Annotated in this window: 17 protein-coding genes; 10 read left to right on the plus strand and 7 right to left on the minus strand. The window is 61.9% G+C overall.

Annotated features, from left to right (window positions below):
* Positions 1–40: 40 nt before the first annotated feature.
* The 4 genes from ACE04I_RS24205 (at position 41) to ACE04I_RS24220 (ending at position 4,902) form a co-directional block, all read left to right on the plus strand.
* Complete coding sequence (locus ACE04I_RS24205) at positions 41–1,411, plus strand: glutamine synthetase family protein (protein ID WP_046795253.1); 1,371 nt, start codon at positions 41–43, stop codon at positions 1,409–1,411.
* Positions 1,412–1,448: 37 nt separating this feature from the next.
* On the plus strand, positions 1,449–2,834 hold the full coding sequence (locus ACE04I_RS24210; protein ID WP_046795544.1) for an aldehyde dehydrogenase family protein: 1,386 nt from the start codon (positions 1,449–1,451) through the stop codon (positions 2,832–2,834).
* A complete protein-coding gene (locus tag ACE04I_RS24215; protein ID WP_046795252.1) occupies positions 2,831–3,976 on the plus strand; it encodes an iron-containing alcohol dehydrogenase in 1,146 nt (381 codons plus the stop codon). The genes ACE04I_RS24210 and ACE04I_RS24215 overlap by 4 nt, the downstream gene beginning before the upstream one ends.
* A gap of 206 nt (positions 3,977–4,182) precedes the next feature.
* A complete protein-coding gene (locus ACE04I_RS24220; RefSeq protein ID WP_046795251.1) occupies positions 4,183–4,902 on the plus strand; it encodes an AAA family ATPase in 720 nt (239 codons plus the stop codon).
* 72 nt (positions 4,903–4,974) lie between these two features.
* Here ACE04I_RS24220 and ACE04I_RS24225 read toward each other — a convergent pair whose 3' ends face one another.
* A complete protein-coding gene (locus ACE04I_RS24225) occupies positions 4,975–6,357 on the minus strand; it encodes a L,D-transpeptidase (RefSeq protein WP_046795250.1) in 1,383 nt (460 codons plus the stop codon).
* A gap of 196 nt (positions 6,358–6,553) precedes the next feature.
* On the opposite strand from ACE04I_RS24225, the gene ACE04I_RS24230 reads away from it, so the two are divergent.
* The 3 genes from ACE04I_RS24230 (at position 6,554) to ACE04I_RS24240 (ending at position 8,223) form a co-directional block, all read left to right on the plus strand.
* Positions 6,554–7,393 (plus strand): DUF4432 family protein, encoded by an 840-nt coding sequence (locus ACE04I_RS24230; protein WP_046795249.1) that lies wholly within the window; start codon positions 6,554–6,556, stop codon positions 7,391–7,393.
* A gap of 82 nt (positions 7,394–7,475) precedes the next feature.
* A complete protein-coding gene (locus ACE04I_RS24235) occupies positions 7,476–7,814 on the plus strand; it encodes a protein tyrosine phosphatase family protein (protein ID WP_046795543.1) in 339 nt (112 codons plus the stop codon).
* A gap of 67 nt (positions 7,815–7,881) precedes the next feature.
* Positions 7,882–8,223 carry a RidA family protein gene (locus tag ACE04I_RS24240; RefSeq protein WP_046795248.1) on the plus strand — a complete coding sequence of 114 codons (342 nt, stop codon included), beginning with the start codon at positions 7,882–7,884 and terminating at the stop codon, positions 8,221–8,223.
* 169 nt (positions 8,224–8,392) lie between these two features.
* Here ACE04I_RS24240 and ACE04I_RS24245 read toward each other — a convergent pair whose 3' ends face one another.
* From ACE04I_RS24245 to ACE04I_RS24260, 4 genes are all read right to left on the minus strand, one after another.
* Complete coding sequence (locus tag ACE04I_RS24245; RefSeq protein ID WP_487207659.1) at positions 8,393–10,042, minus strand: thiamine pyrophosphate-binding protein; 1,650 nt, start codon at positions 10,040–10,042, stop codon at positions 8,393–8,395.
* Positions 10,039–11,244: a succinate--glutarate CoA-transferase gene (gene caiB, locus ACE04I_RS24250; RefSeq protein WP_046795246.1), complete on the minus strand. Its 1,206-nt coding sequence runs from the start codon at positions 11,242–11,244 to the stop codon at positions 10,039–10,041. Before caiB ends, ACE04I_RS24245 begins: the two co-directional genes overlap by 4 nt.
* Positions 11,245–11,251: 7 nt before the next feature.
* Positions 11,252–12,217 (minus strand): DMT family transporter, encoded by a 966-nt coding sequence (locus ACE04I_RS24255; RefSeq protein ID WP_046795245.1) that lies wholly within the window; start codon positions 12,215–12,217, stop codon positions 11,252–11,254.
* Between the two features lie 106 nt (positions 12,218–12,323).
* Positions 12,324–13,268, minus strand: a complete 945-nt coding sequence (locus tag ACE04I_RS24260) for an alpha/beta hydrolase (RefSeq protein WP_046795244.1) — start codon at positions 13,266–13,268, stop codon at positions 12,324–12,326.
* A 90-nt stretch (positions 13,269–13,358) separates the two neighbouring features.
* Here ACE04I_RS24260 and ettA point away from each other — a divergent pair, with 90 nt between their 5' ends.
* From ettA to metF, 3 genes are all read left to right on the plus strand, one after another.
* Positions 13,359–15,008: an energy-dependent translational throttle protein EttA gene (ettA, locus tag ACE04I_RS24265; RefSeq protein WP_046795243.1), complete on the plus strand. Its 1,650-nt coding sequence runs from the start codon at positions 13,359–13,361 to the stop codon at positions 15,006–15,008.
* Positions 15,009–15,185: 177 nt separating this feature from the next.
* Complete coding sequence (locus ACE04I_RS24270; protein ID WP_046795242.1) at positions 15,186–16,196, plus strand: ArsR/SmtB family transcription factor; 1,011 nt, start codon at positions 15,186–15,188, stop codon at positions 16,194–16,196.
* A gap of 3 nt (positions 16,197–16,199) precedes the next feature.
* Positions 16,200–17,093, plus strand: a complete 894-nt coding sequence (gene metF, locus ACE04I_RS24275) for a methylenetetrahydrofolate reductase [NAD(P)H] (RefSeq protein ID WP_046795241.1) — start codon at positions 16,200–16,202, stop codon at positions 17,091–17,093.
* Between the two features lie 415 nt (positions 17,094–17,508).
* Here metF and ACE04I_RS24280 read toward each other — a convergent pair whose 3' ends face one another.
* A complete protein-coding gene (locus tag ACE04I_RS24280) occupies positions 17,509–18,438 on the minus strand; it encodes a DMT family transporter (protein WP_082118373.1) in 930 nt (309 codons plus the stop codon).
* A gap of 99 nt (positions 18,439–18,537) precedes the next feature.
* Entirely contained in the window at positions 18,538–19,737 is a 1,200-nt protein-coding gene (locus ACE04I_RS24285; RefSeq protein WP_046795240.1) for a lytic murein transglycosylase, read from the minus strand.
* Between the last annotated feature and the right edge of the window lie 55 nt (positions 19,738–19,792).

Raw genomic sequence — 19,792 nt, forward strand, 5'->3', positions numbered from 1 at the left:
TCTTCCCTTACGTTATCTTCATAGGAACGGATGCACAGGCATGGCTGCCACATATACTTTCGATGAGTTGAAGCAGGATGTCGCCGCCGGCAGCATCGATACCGTGATCGCGGCCCAGGTCGATATGCAGGGTCGTCTCATGGGCAAGCGGTTCCAGGCGGAATATTTCGTCGAAAGCGCCTACAAGGAAACCCATAGCTGCAACTATCTGCTGGCGACCGACATGGAGATGGAAACCATCTCCGGCTACAAGGCGACGAGCTGGGAGCAGGGCTATGGCGACTACACTATGAAGCCCGATCTCTCGACGTTGCGGAGACTCCCCTGGCTGGAAGGCACCGCGCTGGTCATCTGCGACGTGCTGGATCACCATACCCATGAGGAAGTGCCGCATTCTCCGCGCGCCATTCTCAAGAAGCAGGTGAAGCGGCTGGAAGACATGGGAATGGCCGCCTTCATGGCGACGGAGCTGGAATTCTTCCTGTTCGATCAGACCTATGACCAGGCGAGAGAAAGCGGCTATCGCGACCTGAAGCTCGCAAGCGGCTATAACGAAGATTACCATATCTTCCAGACCACCAAGGAAGAGGATGTGATGCGGGCGATCCGCAAAGGCTTGCAGGGCGCAGGCGTGCCGGTGGAAAATTCCAAGGGCGAGGCCTCGGCCGGCCAGGAAGAGATCAACGTCCGTTACGCCGATGCGCTGGCCATGGCCGACCGGCATGTCATCATCAAGAACGCCTGCAAGGAGATCGCCTGGTCGAAGGGCAAGGCCATCACCTTCCTCGCCAAATGGCATTACAACGCGGCCGGAAGCTCTTCCCACATCCATCAGTCGCTCTGGAGCGCGGATGGCAGCACGCCGCTCTTCTTCGACAAGGAGGGCGAATACGGCATGTCGGCCACGATGAAACACTACATGGCAGGGCTTCTCAGCCATGCCAGCGAGATCACCTATTTCCTGGCGCCCTACATCAATTCCTACAAGCGGTTCATGGCCGGGACCTTTGCGCCGACCAAGGCGATCTGGTCGAAGGACAACCGCACGGCCGGTTACCGGCTCTGCGGCGAGGGCACGAAGGGCATCCGCGTCGAGTGCCGCGTCGGCGGTTCCGATCTCAATCCCTATCTCGCCATGGCTGCGCTGATCGCGGCGGGCATAGACGGTATCGAGAAGAAGATGGAGCTGGAGCCGGCCTTCGTCGGCGATGCCTATGGCGGCAAGGGTGTCCGTGAGATTCCGCGCACGCTGCGTCACGCCACAGAACTGATGGACAATTCCGAGCTGCTGCGGGAGGCTTTCGGGGACGACGTCATCGACCACTACGTGCGTGCAGCCAACTGGGAGCAGGAGGAATACGACCGCCGCGTGACCGACTGGGAAGTGGCGCGCGGGTTCGAACGGGCGTAAATCGCCCACATCCAACGAAAGAATGGGAATTTCGATCATGACGATGATCCAATGTATCTCGCCGGTCGACGGTTCGGTCTATGCCGAGCGTCCGGCGATGTCGCTGGAGGCGGCGACCGAGGCCGTGCAGCGCGCGCGGAAAGCGCAGAAGGCCTGGGCGAAGCGGCCGCTCGAAGAGCGTGTCCATCTCGTGCTGAAAGGCGTCGCGCGTCTCAACGAGATGGTCGAGGAAGTGGTGCCCGAGCTTGCCTGGATGATGGGCCGGCCGGTGCGTTATGGCGGCGAGTTCAAGGGGTTCAACGAGCGCTCCAATTACGTCGCCTCGATCGCCGCCGATGCGCTCGCTCCGCTGCGCGTCGAGGACAGCGCGAGTTTCGAGCGCCGCATCGAACGCGAGCCGCACGGCGTCGTCTTCGTCATCGCGCCCTGGAACTATCCCTATATGACGGCGATCAACACCGTCGCTCCGGCATTGATGGCGGGCAATACCGTTATCCTGAAACACGCCGCGCAGACGCTCCTGGTCGGAGAGCGCATGGTGCGCGCCTTCGCCGAGGCGGGGGTGCCGGAAGACGTGTTCCAGAACATCTTCCTGGATCACGAGACGACTGCGAAGCTGATCTCGCAAGGCCTGTTCAACTTCATCAATTTTACGGGCTCGGTCGAGGGCGGCCGGTCGATCGAGCGGGCAGCCGCCGGTACCTTCACCGGCATCGGACTGGAGCTTGGCGGCAAGGATCCAGGCTATGTGATGGGGGATGCCGATCTCGACGCGGCGGTGGATGTGCTGATGGACGGCGCGACCTACAATTCCGGCCAGTGCTGCTGCGGCATCGAGCGAATTTATGTGCATGAGTCGCTCTATGACGACTTCGTGGAGAAGTCGGTCGCGTGGGTGTCCAACTACAAGCTGGGTAATCCGCTCGACAAGGAAACGACGCTCGGACCGATGGCCAACAAGCGCTTTGCCAAGGTGGTGCGCGAGCAGCTCGCCGATGCCGTCTCGAAGGGTGCCAAGGCGCTCATCGATCCGAAGCTCTTCCCGGCCGATGACGGCGGCGCCTATCTCGCGCCGCAGATCCTCGTGGATGTCGATCATTCCATGCCGTTCATGCGCGAGGAAACCTTCGGACCTGCGGTCGGGATCATGAAGGTGAAGACGGATGACGAGGCGATCGGCCTCATGAACGACAGCCGGTACGGGCTGACCGTTTCGCTCTGGACCAAGGATGCCGAGCGTGCGGCGAAGATCGGTCGCGAGCTCGAAACCGGCACCGTCTTCATGAACCGCGCCGATTATCTCGACCCGGCGCTCGTCTGGACGGGCGTCAAGGAAACCGGGCGAGGGGGATCTCTTTCGGTGCTCGGCTTCCACAACCTGACACGCCCGAAATCCTATCATCTGAAGAAAGCAGCCCAATGAATATCGTCGCGAACTGGAGCTATCCCACCGCCGTCAAACTTGGCCGTGGGCGGATCAAGGAGCTGGCGGACGCCTGCAAGACATTGGGGCTCAGGAAGCCGTTGCTTGTCACCGACCGAGGACTTGCCTCCATGGCGATCACCGGGCATGCGCTGGATATCCTGGATGAGGCCGGGCTTGGACGGGCGATGTTTTCCGAGGTCGATCCCAATCCCAATGAGAAGAACCTCGAAGCCGGCATCAGGGCATACAGGGAGGGCGGCCATGACGGCGTCGTGGCCTTCGGCGGAGGTTCGGGCCTCGATCTCGGCAAGCTGATCGCCTTCATGGCCGGCCAGACGCGGCCTGTCTGGGATTTCGAGGATATCGGCGACTGGTGGACGCGCGCGGATGCCGCCAAGATTGCGCCGATCATCGCCGTGCCGACGACGGCCGGCACAGGCTCGGAAGTGGGCCGGGCAGGGGTGCTCACCAATTCGGAAACCCATGTGAAGAAGATCATCTTCCATCCGAAGATGCTGCCGGGCGTGGTGATCTGCGATCCGGAACTGACCATGGGCATGCCGAAGGCGATCACCGCCGGCACGGGCATGGATGCCTTCGCCCATTGCCTGGAAGCCTATTCTTCGCCCTTCTATCATCCGATGTCCGGCGGCATCGCGCTCGAGGGCATGCGGCTCGTCAAGGAATTCCTGCCGCGCGCCTTCAAGGACGGCGCGGATCTCGAAGCCCGCACCAACATGATGTCGGCTGCGGCCATGGGGGCGGTCGCCTTCCAGAAGGGATTGGGCGCGATCCATTCCCTCTCCCATCCGATCGGCGCGGTCTACAATACCCATCACGGCATGACCAATGCGGTCGTCATGCCGCCGGTGCTGCGCTTCAACCGTCCGGCGATCGAAGAGAAGATCGCGCGGGCTGCAGCCTATCTCGGAATTTCCGGCGGTTTCGACGGCTTCTACGACTACGTGCTGTCGCTGCGCTCGGAGCTTGGCGTTCCCGAGAACCTGACGGCGATGGGGATCAAGCCGGATCGAATCGACGAGCTGACCGCCATGGCGATCGAGGACCCGAGCTGCGGCGGCAATCCGGTGCCGATGACCAAGGAAAATACCAGACAGCTTTTCCTGGATTGCTTCTGAGCTGAAGGCGTTGCGGGGCAAGGCGGTGCGACGGTCAATCCGGCGCGCCGCCTTGGTTTTCAGGGGATGGAGATTTGCGAAGCAGAGTCCTTTATGCCCTAAATTAATAAATCATTAACCATGTTTGGAAAGGATATGGGCTATCGGCACCATGCGATGGTGTCTCTTCGAGCGATGCCGCTCGTGCTTCCTTCAAGGAAATGAAAATGCCCGTAATATCCTTCGCCAATGCCAAGGGAGGCGCCGGTAAAACGACCGCAGCGCTTCTGCTGGCCACCGAGCTCGCCCATCAGGGCTTTCGCGTCACCGTCATCGATGCCGATCCGCAGCAGTGGATCAGCCAGTGGTACGAGACCTCCGGCCGGGTGCGCAATATCGAGGTCATATCGGAAGTGACCATCCCCTCGCTGCAGTGTCATCTCCGCGAGATGGCCGCAACGACCGACTATTTCATCGTCGATCTCGCCGGCGCGCGCGACGCGCTGGTCACGACGGCGATCAGCCTTTCCGATCACGTGATGATCCCGGTCCAGGGTTCGGCAATGGATGCCAAGGGAGCGGCGCAGATCCTCGATCTTCTGTCCTTCCTGAAGGAGAAGGCCAACCTTTCCATTTCCCATTCGGTCGTGCTTACGCGCGTCACCTCCATGGTGACGACGAGGGCGCTCCTCACCATCAAGGGCCTGCTTGCGGCGCGAGGCGTCAACGTGCTCAACACGCCGATCGGCGAGCGTGTCGCCTTCAGGGAACTCTTCGAGGCCGGCGGTAGCCTCCATACGCTCGATGTGGCGAAGGTCAGCAATCTCGACAAGGCGCGGGAGAATGCCGACGCCTTCGCCAAGGAGGTTTTACGCCTGATGATGCCCGTCAGAACGGCTCGTTCGGCAGCATCCCGACTTCTGGGGCTGAAGCGCGACGCCGCCTGAGACCGTTATCGACAGAAAGGAAAAAGGCGCCGATCGGGGCGCCTTTCGTTTTGAGCATTTTGGCGGAACGCATCACTCAGTGAATTCGACCGTGGTTCCGGGCTTCACCATCTTGGCAAGCTCGGTCGCATCCCAGTTGGTCAGGCGTACGCAGCCATGGCTGTTGGTCTTGCCAATCTTGGAGGGCTCCGGCGTGCCATGGATACCGTAGGTGGGTTTGGAAAGCGCGATCCAGACGGTGCCCACGGGACCGTTCGGGCCTGGAGGGATCTGCAGGATCTTGTCGTTGTCGCCCTGCTTGAAGTTGATCTTCGGGTTATAGGTATAGCCGGGATCGAGCGCGATGCGCTGCACCGTATGCGTGCCGGTCGGGGAGGGGGTGTCCGTCGATCCGATCGTTGCCGGATAGGCGGCGATCAGATTGCCGTCCGCTCCGTAGGCGAAGACCTGCTTCTTGCTTTTATCCGCCACGATGCGGGTGACGGAACCGGCTTTCGGCTGACCGGGATTGATGACCTTGATGATCGTGCCGGGAATGGTGAAGTCGACACCGGGGTTGAGCGCCTTCAGATAGCTCTCGTCCATGTGGAACTGCTCGGCCAGCTTCTCGCTCGTCGAGGTGAACGACATGGCCGGCATCTGGGACTTGTGCGCATAGTCTTCCGGGATCGATGCCACGTAGGGACCGGCCGCATCCGCTGCCGTGATCGTGTAGTCGACGATCGGCAGGCCGCCGGAATAGGAAAGCCGGCGCATGATGTCTTCGGAATTGTTCGGATCGAGCGTTTCGCCGGTCATTTCCTGCCAGGCGGCGATCGCCTTGTTGACGTTCCCGCCAAGATGGCCGTCGATGACGCCCGGCGAGATGCCTTCACGGTCGAGGAATACCTGCAGGGCGGCGATTTCCGCGCGCGGTTTCTTCGTCACCGGAATGATGGGCTGTTCCGGCTCCAGCGCTTCGCGACGCTGCTCTTCCGGTTCGATCGAGGCCAGGTCTCCGTTCGGGGCGTCGACGCCGGGCGGCGGCGATTCTTCCAGCGGCATACGGGTGACGGAATCGTAGCGCGGAACGGAGCCGGTGACCACATCCGGGTCGCCCGGCTGGTACTCGCGGTAATCCCGGTAGCCGCCACCACCACCCCCACCATAATCCCGATAGCCGCCGGGAGGAGGCGGGTATTCGTCGACGCCACGCGGGCGGGAACCCTCCCGACGCATCTCGGTCGCTACGACATTGCCGTAGGCATCGACCAAGACCCGGCGTCCCCTGCGATCTTGGCGGATGGTTACTTCACCCTCTTCCGGTATATAGTCGAGGATCGCGCCATCCGGTGCGACGAGAACCGCGTCGGACGGATACCGGTCATAGTATCGGACCTGAGCCTCGGCCGAGGACGTGCCTTGAAGCGCCGCCGCGAGGGCGAGAGCGAGGCCTGCTAGATAGAAGCGCTTCACGATGACACCAGTTCCTTAAGATGCTTTCAGCCACAAAACCTGAAGGATAGGATTGGTTCCGTATCCGTGCAGTTCCAGCCACAGACAAAGTAATTTTGACAGTAGTGTGGAAAAAATGAATTCGCCGTGAATAGAACCTTAAAATCCTCCATCTAATGCGTAACCACCTATGTGTAGTGACCAAAATGGAGCGAACATGAAGGCGTTTTCCGCGGCTGCCGGACCGAAGCTGATGTTGGACCAGGCGTCGGTTCTCGATATCGGCTCATGTTGGATAGGCGGGGTCGATCTCGCGCCCGGCCGGGCCATCCCCGACGACGGCGATCCGCGAATCGATCATTCGCTCGAAGGGTTCCTCTTTACCTGCGGGCCGGACCATATCCGCCACCCGGAGCCGATCGAGAAACATGCGGACGGAAAGAAATATCCGCTGCATGGCTCTTTCTCCTCGCATCCGGCCGAAATCGTCTTCTGGGACGCGCAGGAGGAGGGCGCGGAATGCCGCGCGCGGGTGCCGGTCACCATGGCGAATGGCGGGACGGCGCTCCTCGAGCGTCATTGGCGGATCGACGGGGCGACGGGCGAGGTCTCCCTTGCCGACAAGCTGACGAATACGGGCACGAAGGCATTCGCGCCGGTTCACATGTACCATATGAACATCGGCGCCTGGCTTTTCGACGACCATGTGAAGCTTACCGGCAGGATGCTGGAAGGCGGAGGTTTTCCCTGGAGCTTCGGCGAGGATCCCGGCGGCGTCTTCTGCGTGCCGGCGAGTGAGGCCGGCGAACAGTGGGCGCAGATCGCTCTTGGCCCGATCGCGGCCATCGGCGGATTGACGCTGAAGGTCAAGTTCCGCACCGACACGCTGCCGCATCTGCAGATCTGGCGCAATCAGCAGGCGCCCGCGCATGTGCTCGGCATAGAGCCGGTCTCCCATCGCTGGGTGAGCCGCTACGAGCTTGCCGAAAAGGGCGAACTCCACTTGCTCAAGCCCGGCCGCAGCATCGACTACGCTCTGCGTTTCTGCTTCGTCTGATGCTTATCCAAGAGCGTGATTGACGCCCCGGCGGCGTCATCGTAATGGGTTGGGCCTCATCGAAAAGCCGGAGGGCATTGCCATGGACATCCGCCAGATCAACGACGAGTATTCCGTTACCGGACAGATCACGGTCGAGGACCTGGATCAGATCAAGGCGATGGGATTTCAATCGATCGTCTGCCATCGTCCGGACGACGAGGAACCCGGCCAGCCGCACTTCGCCGAGATCGAGGCGCGCGCGAAGGAGCTGGGCCTCGACATCCGGCACATCCCGGTCGGTCGCATGGGCGTGGAGGCCGAGAGCGTCAACGCAATGGTCGACGCGCTCGACGAATTCCCGCGTCCGATGCTGGGCTTCTGCCGCTCCGGCGCGCGTTCCACGGCCATCTACGAAAAGAGCCAGCACATCCGCGGCTGATATCTTCTCATGCCTCGTGCCTTGGCGCGAGGCTTTCCCCGCAGCACATAAATTCAGGAGCATATCCATGACCATCAAGCGCATCGAGCCGGGCGCCCGCATGAGCGGTGCCGTCGTTCACGGCAACACCGTCTATCTGGCCGGACAGGTCGGCGAAGGCGAGAGCGTCACCGATCAGTGCAAGTCGGCGCTTGCCGAAGTGGATCGCCTGCTTGCCGCTGCCGGCTCCGACAAGTCCAAGATCCTGCAGACGATCATTTACATCTCGGACATGTCCTATTTCGGCGAGATGAATGCCGTCTGGGAAGCCTGGATCGACCCGGCCAATCCGCCGGCCCGCGCCACCAGCGAAGCCAAGCTCGCCGCGCCGAAGTACAAGGTCGAGTTCATCGTCACGGCCGCGGTCTGATTTCGAGCAGACCCCCTCCGTCATGCTCGGCCTTGTGCCGAGCATCTGTCCACGTCAAACGTGATTAGATCCTCGGGACAAGCCCAAGGATGACGCCGAGAGAGATGCAAGGCTCCAATCATGAAAAAAGCCGGCGTTTCCGCCGGCTTTTTCAATTCTATTTCACCGCTCAGCTCTTGTTCCTGATCTGCGTCAGCGTACGTGCCGGAGTGATCGCCTCCGGGTCGAGCCTCACCTCGATGATTGCCGGCTTGCCGCTTGCCCGCGCCCTGAGATAGGCCGGGCCGAAATCTTCCGTCTTTTCCACCAGTTCGCCATGCCCGCCGAAAGCCTGCGCATAGGCGACGAAATCCGGATTGACGAGGTCTGTCGCGCTGACGCGGCCCGGATACTCCCGCTCCTGATGCATGCGGATTGTGCCGTAGATGCCGTTGTTGACAAGCACGGTGATGATCGGCAGCCCATAGCGAACGGCGGTGATGAATTCCTGGCCGTGCATCATGAAGCAGCCGTCGCCGGCAAAGCAGACGACCTCACGCTCGGGAAAAAGCTGCTTGGCCGCGACCGCCGCCGGCAGGCCGTAGCCCATCGAGCCGGACGTGGGCGCCGACTGGGTATTGTATTTCCGGAAGCGGTGGAAGCGGTGCAGCCAAGTGGCGTAGTTGCCGGCGCCGTTGGTGAAGATCGCGTCGTCCGGCACATTCTCCTCGATCCATTGCATGATCGGCCCCATATGCACGGCGCCGGGACCTTTCTCGGGCGGCGTCGACCATTTGAGATAGGCGTCATGCATGGCCGACTTGCGTTCCGCCCAGAGCGGCAGGGCCGGCGGTTCCAGCTCTTTAATGGCTGCGACGAATTCGGCAGGGGCGGCACAGATCGCGAGGTTCGGGCGGTAGAGACGGCCAAGTTCTTCCGGATCGGGGAAGACGTGGACGAGCTTCTGCTTCGGATAGGGAATGTCGATCAGCGTGTAGCTGGAGGAGGGCATTTCCGACATGCGGCTGCCGATGAGGACGAGCAGATCGGCGTTTTTGATCTCCTTGGCGAGCGCCGGGTTGATGCCGATGCCGACGTCGCCGGCATAGGACGGGTGCAGGTGGTCGAACAGCATCTGTCGGCGGAAGGAGCAGCCGACCGGAACCTTGAAGCGGCTAGCGAAAGCCTGGAAATCGGCCACCGCCCGTTCGTTCCAGCGCGTGCCGCCGAGGATGAACATCGGGCGCTCGGCTTCCTTCAGCATCGCCTCGAAGGCCGCGATCTGGCTTTTGCCCGGATGGCTCTCCACGCGAGCATAGGACCGCGCTGCCGGGGCTTCGACCTCGTCCGTCAGCATGTCTTCGGGAAGCGTCAGAACGACGGGACCGGGACGGCCGGAGGTCGCCACGGCAAAGGCGCGGGTGACGAATTCCGGAATGCGGCGGGCATCGTCGATCTCGCCCACCCATTTCGCGAACTCGGTGAAGGCGCGGCGGTACTCGACCTCCTGGAAGGCTTCGCGCTCCTTCATGTCGCGGCCGACCTGGCCGATAAAGAGGATCATCGGAACGGAATCCTGCATTGCGACATGCAGGCCGGCAGAAGCATTGGTGGCGCCGGGCCCGCGGGTCACCATGCAGATGCCCGGCTCGCCGGTGAGGCGGCCCCAGCAATCGGCCATCATCGCCGCGCCGCCTTCCTGACGGCAGACGAGCGCATCGATGCCGCTATCGTAAAGCGCATCGAGCACGGCCAGATAGCTTTCTCCCGGCACGCAGGAGACGCGCTTGACCCCGTTCGCCTTCAGCGTTTCGACGATGAGTTGGCCTCCGGTCTTCATGCCTGTTTCCCCTTGTTTTCCAGTTGAGCGAGTTCGGCCAGCACTTCGGCCGTGTGTTCCCCGAGTTTCGGGCTCGGGCGGCTATAGTGCAACGGCGTTTCCGACAGAACGATCGGGCTTCGGACGCCGGGAATAACCGTGCCATCCGCCGCTTCGAGATCGACACGCAATTCGCGGGCCTTCACCTGCGGGTCCTCGAACATCTCCTCGATGGAGTTGATCGGTCCGGCCGGCACGGCATTCTCGCCGCAGGCCGCCAGCAGGTCGACCTTTTTCCACTTCGCGGTCTCGGCGGTCACCAGGCGGCGCACTTCGTCGCGATTGGCGACGCGCGCTTTGTTGGTGGCAAATCTCGCGTCATCCGCCATCGCCTCCATGCCCAGGATGCGGCAGAGCCGGCGGAACTGGCCATCATTGCCTACTGCAAGGATCAGGTGCCCGTCTTCCGCGGGAACCACTTCATAAGGCGAGATATTGGGATGAGCGTTGCCCAGGCGGGTGGGCGCCTTGCTGGAGACCAGATAGTTCATGTTCTGGTTGGCGAGCACCGCGGCCTGGACGTCGAGAAGCGCCATGTCGACGAGCTGGCCTTCACCTGTTCTCATCGCATGGATCAATGCGCCCTGGATGGCGGTGACGGCATAGATTCCGGTGAAGATGTCGGCGATCGCAACGCCCGCCTTCATCGGCTGACCGTCCGGCTCACCGGTGATCGACATGAAGCCCGACATGCCCTGCACGATGTAATCGTAGCCCGCGAGATTGGCATAGGGGCCGTTCTGGCCGAAGCCGGTGATCGAGCAATAGACGAGCTTCGGATTGATCTTTCTGAGGCTTTCGTAGTCGAGCCCGTATTTGACGAGACCGCCCAGCTTGAAGTTCTCGATCAGCACGTCGGCGGTGGCGGTAAGGCGGCGGACGGTCTGCTGGCCTTCCTCCGTCTTCAGGTCTATCGCGATGGAACGCTTGCCGCGATTGGTGGCGTGATAATAGGCGGCAGAAAGGTTCTCGCCGTCCTTGCCTTCCACGAAGGGCGGCCCCCATGTGCGGGTATCGTCGCCGCCCTCCGGATGCTCCACCTTGATAACATCGGCGCCCATATCGGCCAGAATCTGCCCCGCCCAGGGGCCGGCCAGCACGCGGGCAAGCTCGATGACACGAATTCCGGAAAGCGGCGGTTGTTTCTGGTGGTTATCGATCATATCGGCTTTAAGGGTTCACGGATGTTTCGCTGGAGCGGGTCACGGGTTTGGATGCGACGCGCCGCTCCCGCCAGATGATGTAGAGGCCGGAGCAGATGATAATGGCTATGCCGAGCCATTTCACGGCATCCGGGAAGTCGCCAAAAACCAGCCAGCCGAACAGGGTGGCCGAGACGATCTCCAGATATTGCAGCGGCGCCAGCACGGATGCCGGGGCCGCCCGGTAGGCATAGACCGACAATATGCCCGAGACGGCGGCCGCGAGGCCGACGCCGGCAAGAAGGGTCCAGATACGCAAATCGGGTAGCGACGGCCTCAGGACATCGATATCGGCCATGTGCCCGAACGCCAGCAAGAGCCCGCAGATCGGCAGGCCCCAGAGCGCCATCTGGAACTGCATGGACCACGGGTCTTCCCGGTGGGCAAGCGCCCGTGTCATCAAGGCGAAGATCGCAATGCAGAAGGCGGTGACGATGGGCAGGAGAGCGACGTAACCGATCTCCTCGAAGCTCGGCCGGATGACGATCATCGCGCCGATGAAGCCGACAAAGCAGGCGGTATAGCGACGCCAACCGATCGTCTCTTTCAGGAAGATGCTCGAAAGCACGGTGAGAATGATCGGTTCGACGAAGAAGATCGCGACCGCATCGGCCACTTCCATGACGGCAAGCGTTGCGACGAAGCAGACCATGGAAAGCGTGATGAGCGCTGCGCGGATCGCATGGAATCCGCTCATCCGCCATGACAAATTGCGCCAGGAGCCGTTCCACAGCACCAGCGGCAGCATGAAGACCGCCTGAAAGAAGAAGCGGGCGGTGGTAATGACCGTCGGCGATGCGCTAACCGTCGCGAGCTTGGCGAAAGTGTCGATCAGCGGTGCGATGAGCATCGCCAGCACCATCAGGCCGAGGCCGTTGGCGATCCCGGTCGACGGGGCGGAAATATTGGCAGGATTGCCGGCTGGCGAAGTCATGCTGCTCCACTTTCACGCGAAGACGATCGACCGTTCCTCCTGCCGATCGCCTGAAATTTCTATAGCCGGGAGTTCAGCCGGAAGCACTTGAATAAATGTCATGAACTCATTCCGTCGCGGCCGGCGCTAGCACCGGCAGCACGCGCTTTGTCCATTCCGCAAGTTCGGCGGACGCTTCCGCGCGCACGGTCGTGTTCAGGGTCTCATGGCGGGTAGCCGGCCAGATTTTCACGGAAACATCCGTGAAGCCGAGTCTCTTCAGGCGGTCGGCAAGCCAGAGAATTTCCCGACCTCCATTTGTCGCTGGGTCCTCAGCGCCTCCCACGAGATGGATCGGAAAATCCTTCGGCAGGCGGCGCGCAAGCTTCGGCGCGCGGAAAGTCAGTTCGAAGAGGTCGAGCCAGAGCGATACGCTGGCATCGAAGCCGCAGAGGGGATCGGCGATATACGCGTCGACGATCGCCGGATCATGGCTCAGCCAGTCGAACGGCGTGCGATGGCCGGGGATGGATTTTCCCCAGGCGGCGAAAGTCAGTTTCGGCAGAAGGCCGCTCGGGACGTCCGAACCCTTCAGTGCCCTTTCTGCCAGCAGGATCGCCTGGGCAGCCCGGCCGGCAAGGCCGGGATTGAAATTGGAGTTCCAGACGGCGAGGGCAGCGAAATCCCCTGGGTATTCGATGGCCGCATTGAGCGCTATGAGCCCGCCCATGGAATGGCCGAAGAGAAGCACCGGCAGGCCCGGATGCGCCGCCACGGCCATATCGCGTATTGCCTTCACATCTTCGATCACCCGGCGCGCGCCGTCTCGCCGCGCGAAGCGGCCGATCGATGCATCCGGTGCAGCGGTTTCGCCATGGCCGCGGTGATCGTGGACGTAGACGTGGAAACCATTGCTCGCCATTGCCCTGGCAAAATCGCGGTAGCGTTTGGAATGCTCGGCAAGCCCATGGCTGACCACGACGATGCCGCGCGGCGGCGCCGCTGCCGGCTGATAATGATAGGCGAGGCTTGCGCCAGTCGGGCTGGAGAACCATTTCGTTTCCTCGAACATCCCATTCCTCCCCAGCAGACGCATTGCCCCTGCGGCTTTCTTCGCCTACATAGCGGCAAACCCAAAATTCCCCCTCGCGGAGCGCTCTTCATGGCACGTCAGTTCATCTATCACATGGCCGGGCTCAACAAGTCCTACGGCAACAAGAAGGTTTTGGAAAACATCCACCTTTCTTTCTATCCCGATGCCAAGATCGGCATTCTCGGCCCGAACGGCGCCGGTAAGTCGACCGTCCTCAAGATCATGGCCGGCCTCGACAAGGAATTCACCGGCGAGGCCTGGCTGGCGGAAGGCGCCACCCTCGGCTATCTGCCGCAGGAGCCGAAACTCGATGCGTCCAAGACCGTGATGGAAAACGTCATGGAAGGGGTAGCCGACAAGAAGGCGATCCTCGACCGCTACAACGAGCTGATGATGAACTATTCCGACGAGACGGCGGAAGAGGGCGCCAAGCTCCAGGACGTCATCGACAGCCAGAACCTTTGGGATCTGGAAAGCCAGGTTGAGATGGCGATGGATGCGCTGCGCTGCCCGCCCGGCGACGCCTCGGTCGAAAATCTCTCCGGCGGTGAAAAGCGCCGTGTCGCGCTCTGCCAACTCCTGCTGCGCCAGCCCGACCTGCTGCTGCTCGACGAACCGACCAACCACCTGGACGCCGAGACCATCGCATGGCTTGAAAAGCACCTGCGCGAATATCCGGGCGCCATCCTGATGGTTACCCACGACCGCTACTTCCTCGACAACGTCACCGGCTGGATCCTCGAACTCGACCGCGGCCGCGGCATTCCTTACGAGGGCAACTATTCCGCCTACCTGCAGGCCAAGTCGAAGCGCATGGCGCAGGAGGAGCGTGAAGAAGGCGCCCGCCAGAAGGCGCTCGTCCGCGAGCAGGAGTGGATCGCATCCTCGCCGAAGGCCCGCCAGGCGAAATCCAAGGCCCGTATCCGTGCTTATGACGAGCTGGTCGCTGCAGCGGAAAACCGCCGTCCCGGCGAAGCGCAGATCATCATTCCGGTCGGCGAACGCCTCGGTCAGGTGGTCATCGAGGCGGAGAACCTCTCCAAGTCCTATGGTGACAAGGTTCTCTTCGAAAATCTCTCCTTCAAGCTGCCGCCCGGCGGCATCGTCGGCGTCATCGGTCCGAACGGCGCCGGCAAGTCGACGCTGTTCAAGCTCATCACCGGGCAGGAGAAGCCGGATTCCGGCGATATCCGCGTCGGCGATACCGTGGATCTCGGCTATGTGGACCAGAGCCGCGACCATCTCGACGGATCGAAGACCGTCTGGGAGGAAATCTCCGGCGGCAACGATATCCTCAAGCTCGGCAAGTTCGAGATGAACTCGCGCGCCTATTGCGGCGCCTTCAACTTCAAGGGCGGCGATCAGCAGCAGAAGGTCGGCAATCTCTCGGGCGGCCAGCGCAACCGCGTGCACCTCGCCAAGATGCTGAAATCCGGCGGCAACGTCATCCTGCTCGACGAACCGACCAACGACCTCGACACCGAAACGCTTGGTGCGCTGGAGGATGCGCTGGAAAACTTCGCCGGCTGCGCGGTCATCATCAGCCACGATCGCATGTTCCTCGACCGTCTCGCGACGCATATCCTCGCCTTCGAAGGCGACAGCCACGTCGAGTGGTTCGAAGGCAACTTCGAGGACTACGAGAACGACAAGATGCGCCGCCTGGGCCCGGAATCGGTCAATCCCAAGCGCGTTACCTACAAGCGGCTGACGCGGTAAGTTTCGGCCATGCCCTTGGCTTCTTAGCCGAGGGTGCCAAGCGAACGATCGATAATGACAAAAGGGCGATGCTCGGCATCGCCCTTTTGTCATGTGCAAGGTTCCAGTTATCGCTTGCGCAAAATTCCGAAATCACATAAACATATCTTTATATGTTGATTGGTGAGGACGCGCCGTATGGGAATGGCCCTCGACAACCTGGTGGATGTTCTAAAGACAGCCGGCGAACCGACACGGTTCCGGCTTCTGGCGCTGCTGGCTGCCGGCGACCTGACGGTCACCGATCTTACCGAGATCCTCGGCCAGTCGCAGCCGCGCATTTCCCGGCATCTGAAGCTTCTGACCGAAGAAAATCTCATCGACCGCTATCAGGAAGGCGCATGGGCCTATTTCCGGCTGAAGCATGATGGGGAGGCTGCTGCGCTGGTGCGCACGCTTCTTGCTGCAGCTTCGGAGGAGGACCCGGTGCTGTTGCGCGATGGCGAGCGGCTTGCGACCGTCAAGCGCCAGCGCGCCGAGCGCGCCCAGACCTATTTCAGCCTGAATGCCTCCGCGTGGGACGAATTGCGCAAGCTGCATGTGAGCGACGCGGCCGTAGAGGCGGCGCTTGTTCGCATGATTGGCCGGACTCCGGTGGACGCACTTCTCGATCTCGGCACCGGCACCGGCCGCATCCTGCAATTGCTATCGGATATCTACCGTCGCGCCGTCGGCATCGATGCGAGCCGCGACATGCTCTCGGTCGCGCGCGCCAATCTCGACAAGGCGGGCATCGTCAAGGCTTCGGTGCGGCATGGCGATATCCTCAACCTGCCGCTCGAGGGCCAGGATTTCGATCTCATCATCATCCACCAGGTGCTGCATTTCCTCGATCAGCCGGAGCTGGCGATTGCGGAAGCAGCGCGCGTTCTGCGCCCCGGCGGGCGGCTGGTGATCGTCGATCTGGCGCCGCATGCGCTCGAATACCTGCGCGACGAACATGCGCATGTGCGCCTTGGCTTTTCGCATCAGACGATGGCCGAATGGCTCGAGAAGGTGGGCCTCGAAGTGCAGGAGGCGATCGACCTCGCCTCCGGCAAGCAGGGCGCTCCGGCGCTCACCGCCACCGTCTGGCTTGCGCGCGACCGCCGCCTGCTGATCGCCGACACCGCGCCGGCGGAATCCCTTTCCGTTCTTTCCGGGAGCTGAACCATGAAATCCACCGGCGCGCGCGAAGCCTTCGGCGTCTCCTTCGAATTCTTCCCGCCGAAGTCGGACGAGATGGAGGCCCAGCTCTGGGATACGGTCGAGAAGCTCGTTTCCTGGAACCCCGATTTCGTCTCGGTCACCTATGGCGCGGGCGGCTCCACCAAGGCGCCGACGATCGAGGCCGTGCGCCGCCTGATCCATGAAACACCGCTTGCGACGGCGGCCCACCTGACCTGCGTCGACGCTTCCCGGGAAGAAGTGCGTGCGGTCGTGGATGAGTACCGCGCCACGGGTGTGCGCCGTATCGTGGCGCTGCGTGGCGATCCGACGGGCGGCATCGGCACGGCCTATGCTCCGCATCCGGAAGGCTATTCTGACACGGCGGATCTGGTGCGGGCTCTGGTCGAGTTCGGCGATTTCGATATTTCCGTTTCCGCCTATCCGGAGAAGCATCCCGAAAGCCCTGATCTTTCCGCCGACATCGAGACCTTGCGGCGCAAGGCGGACGCGGGCGCTGACCGGGCGCTGACGCAATTCTTCTTCGACAACGACATCTTCGAGCGTTACCTGGAAAAGGTAGCGGCGGCCGGCATCACCATTCCCGTCGTTCCGGGAATCATGCCCATACAGAACCTCACGCAGTTGAAGCGTTTTGCGCGACGCTGCGGCTCGTCCGTCCCGTCATTCCTGGACGATCGGTTCGAGGGCTATGATGACAAGCCCGAGGAGCGTGCAGAAATCGCGGCCGATATTGCTGCCGAGCAGATCGAGGATTTGATGGGCCGCGGTATCCGCGATTTCCATATCTATACGATGAACCGCGCGCCGCTCGTTTCCGCCGTGCTCGAAAGGCTCGGACGCCGCCGGATGGAAGAGAAGGCCGGGGCCGCCGCATGAAAAAACGCATGCTCCAAGGAGCATGCGTTTTCAGAAAAGTGCTGGATGTATCAAGCGTTCACGGATGCGAGAGTGGTTGGTAGCGGGGAGAACCTGTGGCGCCTAGATGAAGAGCATTGACGCCACGAATACAAACGCTGCACCGACTACCAGGACATTGAGAGAATAAACACGTCCCATGTCTGCCTCCTTGCGTTGACCGTTAGAGTGTATGTCGGTTTTGTGGCAAATGGGAAGCCGCTTTTTATGCTGCGGCGCAGCATGGTCCTGGGGATAAGTTTTCAAAATCTCTATTAAGTAGCTGATATTAAGCTAAAAAAATCCAGAAGATCCAAGTTTCTGGGGGTTAAAAAACTCTTCTCGGGCTGTTAATATTCGTTACGTTTTGTGAGGTTCCGGCCTCCTTAGCGACATATCAGGACACTTTGCTGCCGGCTTTGACGCGCTTGCGAAACAGCCTTCCATCGAGCAAAAGCAGCCCGAATCCGATCAGCAGCATGCCCCCGACATGGCTCGGCGCCAGACGTTCGCCGAGGAAAATCGCGCCGAGAAGGATCGCGCTGGGCGGCACGAGAAGCGTCACGAGCGAGGTATTGGTGGCGCCTGCCAGTGTCAGAATGCGGAAGAAGAGAAGATAGGCGTAAGCGGTCGAAAGAAGCGCCAGCCCGAGAATGGCAGCGATCACCCCGGCGGAGGGCATCGGAAGCAGCCAGGGCTGATCGGCGATAAATGCGACCGGCAGCATCATCAGCGAGGAGGCGGTAAGCTGGCCTGTCGCCGTGACCGGGGCGGGAAGATCGCGGAAGCGTTTGCCATAAGTGCTGGCCGCACCATAGGAGACGGCCGCGAGCACGGGCAGCACCAGCGCCCAGAGGGGTGCTGAAGCCGCATCGAACACTCCAGGCCCGATCAGCGCCGCCGTTCCGGCAAGGCCCGCAAGGCAGCCGGAAAGCTTGGCGGCCGTGAATTTCTCGTCGCTCGTCCAGCGATTGGCGATCAGCACGGTCCAGATCGGCGTAGTGGCGTTGAGGATGGAGGCGAGACCCGCGCCGATCTCCGTCTGGCCGAAAAAGATCAGCGTGTGGGGCAGGGCGTTGTTGGCAAAGCCCAACACGAGGAAGGGGCGCCAGTTGGCAAGGAGCGTCGCATATAGCCCAAAGCGGCCGTGGAGATAGATATGAAGCGCCAGCGCGGCCAGCGCGAGGCGCAGGAAGACCAGCGTGAAGGGCGGCACTTCGAGCACCGCCACGCGCGCAAAGAAGAAGGAGCCGCCCCAGATGAGGCCAAGCAGAAAAAGCAGGGCCCAGGCTTTGGCGCCGGGTCTTTGGATGGCGGCTGTATTCACGCGATTTCTCCCTTTATCCAGGGGATAATCCGCCTCACCGGCGATTGCCACCCGAATCCTGCGGAGCCGGGTGGTTTGCCGGCCAAAGTATCGGGGAGCTTACAGGGCTCCCAGCAGCGTGGCGGTCGGCCAGCCATCGGCGGGCATGCCGAGCCGCGCCTGTTCCTTCTGCACGGCCGTGCGGGTGCCGGAGCCGAGAATGCCGTCGACCTTGCCGACATCGTGGCCACGGCCCTGCAGCTTCGCCTGCAGCGCCTTCATGCCGCTGTCGTCAAGGCCCTGGTCCGGCGTGCCCTTCAGGTAGGGCGGCGCGCCGGAAAGCCGGGTCGCGAAATAGGCGGCCGAGGTCGTATAGATGAACGACTGGTTCCATTCGAGATAGATGGCGAAATTCGGATATGTAAGGAAGGCTGGCCCCTTGCGGCCCTGCGGCAGGATGAGGGCGGCGGGCAGGTTGCCGAGGGAGGTGTTGCCGTCCCGCGGAGTTACGCCCAGCGCGAACCATTCGCTCGCGGGAACTTCGTTTCCGAGGCCAGACTTCTCCCAGGGCAGGTTTTCCGGCAGGGAGACTTCCTGGACCCAGGGTTCGCCGCGACGGAAGCCGAGGCTCTGGATGAATTTCGCTGCCGTCAGGATCGCGTCCGGCGCGCTCTGCTTGACGTTGATATGACCGTCACCGTCGCCGTCGACGCCATAGGCGATGATATCCTTCGGCAGCATCTGTACCTGGCCGATCTCGCCGGCCCAGGCGCCGGTATTGGTAGCGGGGTCGAGATCGCCGTGCTGCACCATTTCGGTCAGCGCGATCAACTGCGGGCGGAAGAGTTCCGGCCGGCGGCAGTCATGGGCAAGCGTCACGAGGGCGTTGCGCGTGTTGAAATCGCCCTGCACGGCTCCGAAATCCGTCTCCATGGCCCAGAAGGCGGTAATGACGCCCGGCGCCACGCCGAATTCGCGCTCGGCCCGTGCGAAGACGTCCGCATACTGCTTCAGTTTTTGGCGGCCGATGTCGAGCCTGGCCTGACTGACGGTGCGCTGGGAGAACTCAAGGAAGGTCTGTCGGAACACGCCCTGGGCCCGGTCACGCGAAAGAACCTTCTCGTCGATCTGCGCTCCGGCAAGCGCTTTGTCGGCAGCTTCCGCGGGAATACCCTTGGCGATTGCCTCCGCCTTCACGCCTTCCAGGAAGACGCCGAGATCACCGCCGCAGGCGGGCGCCTGTTGAGCGAGCGCGGTGGAAGAAAGGCAGCCGACAAGGATGGATGCAAGGCCGAGACGGCGAGCGAAGGCGAGGGACATTCGAAGTTTTCCTAGCAGGGTTCAGGTGATCGCCTGATTTCCTCGAAATTTGTGA

The organism is Rhizobium moroccans, from assembly GCF_057559155.1.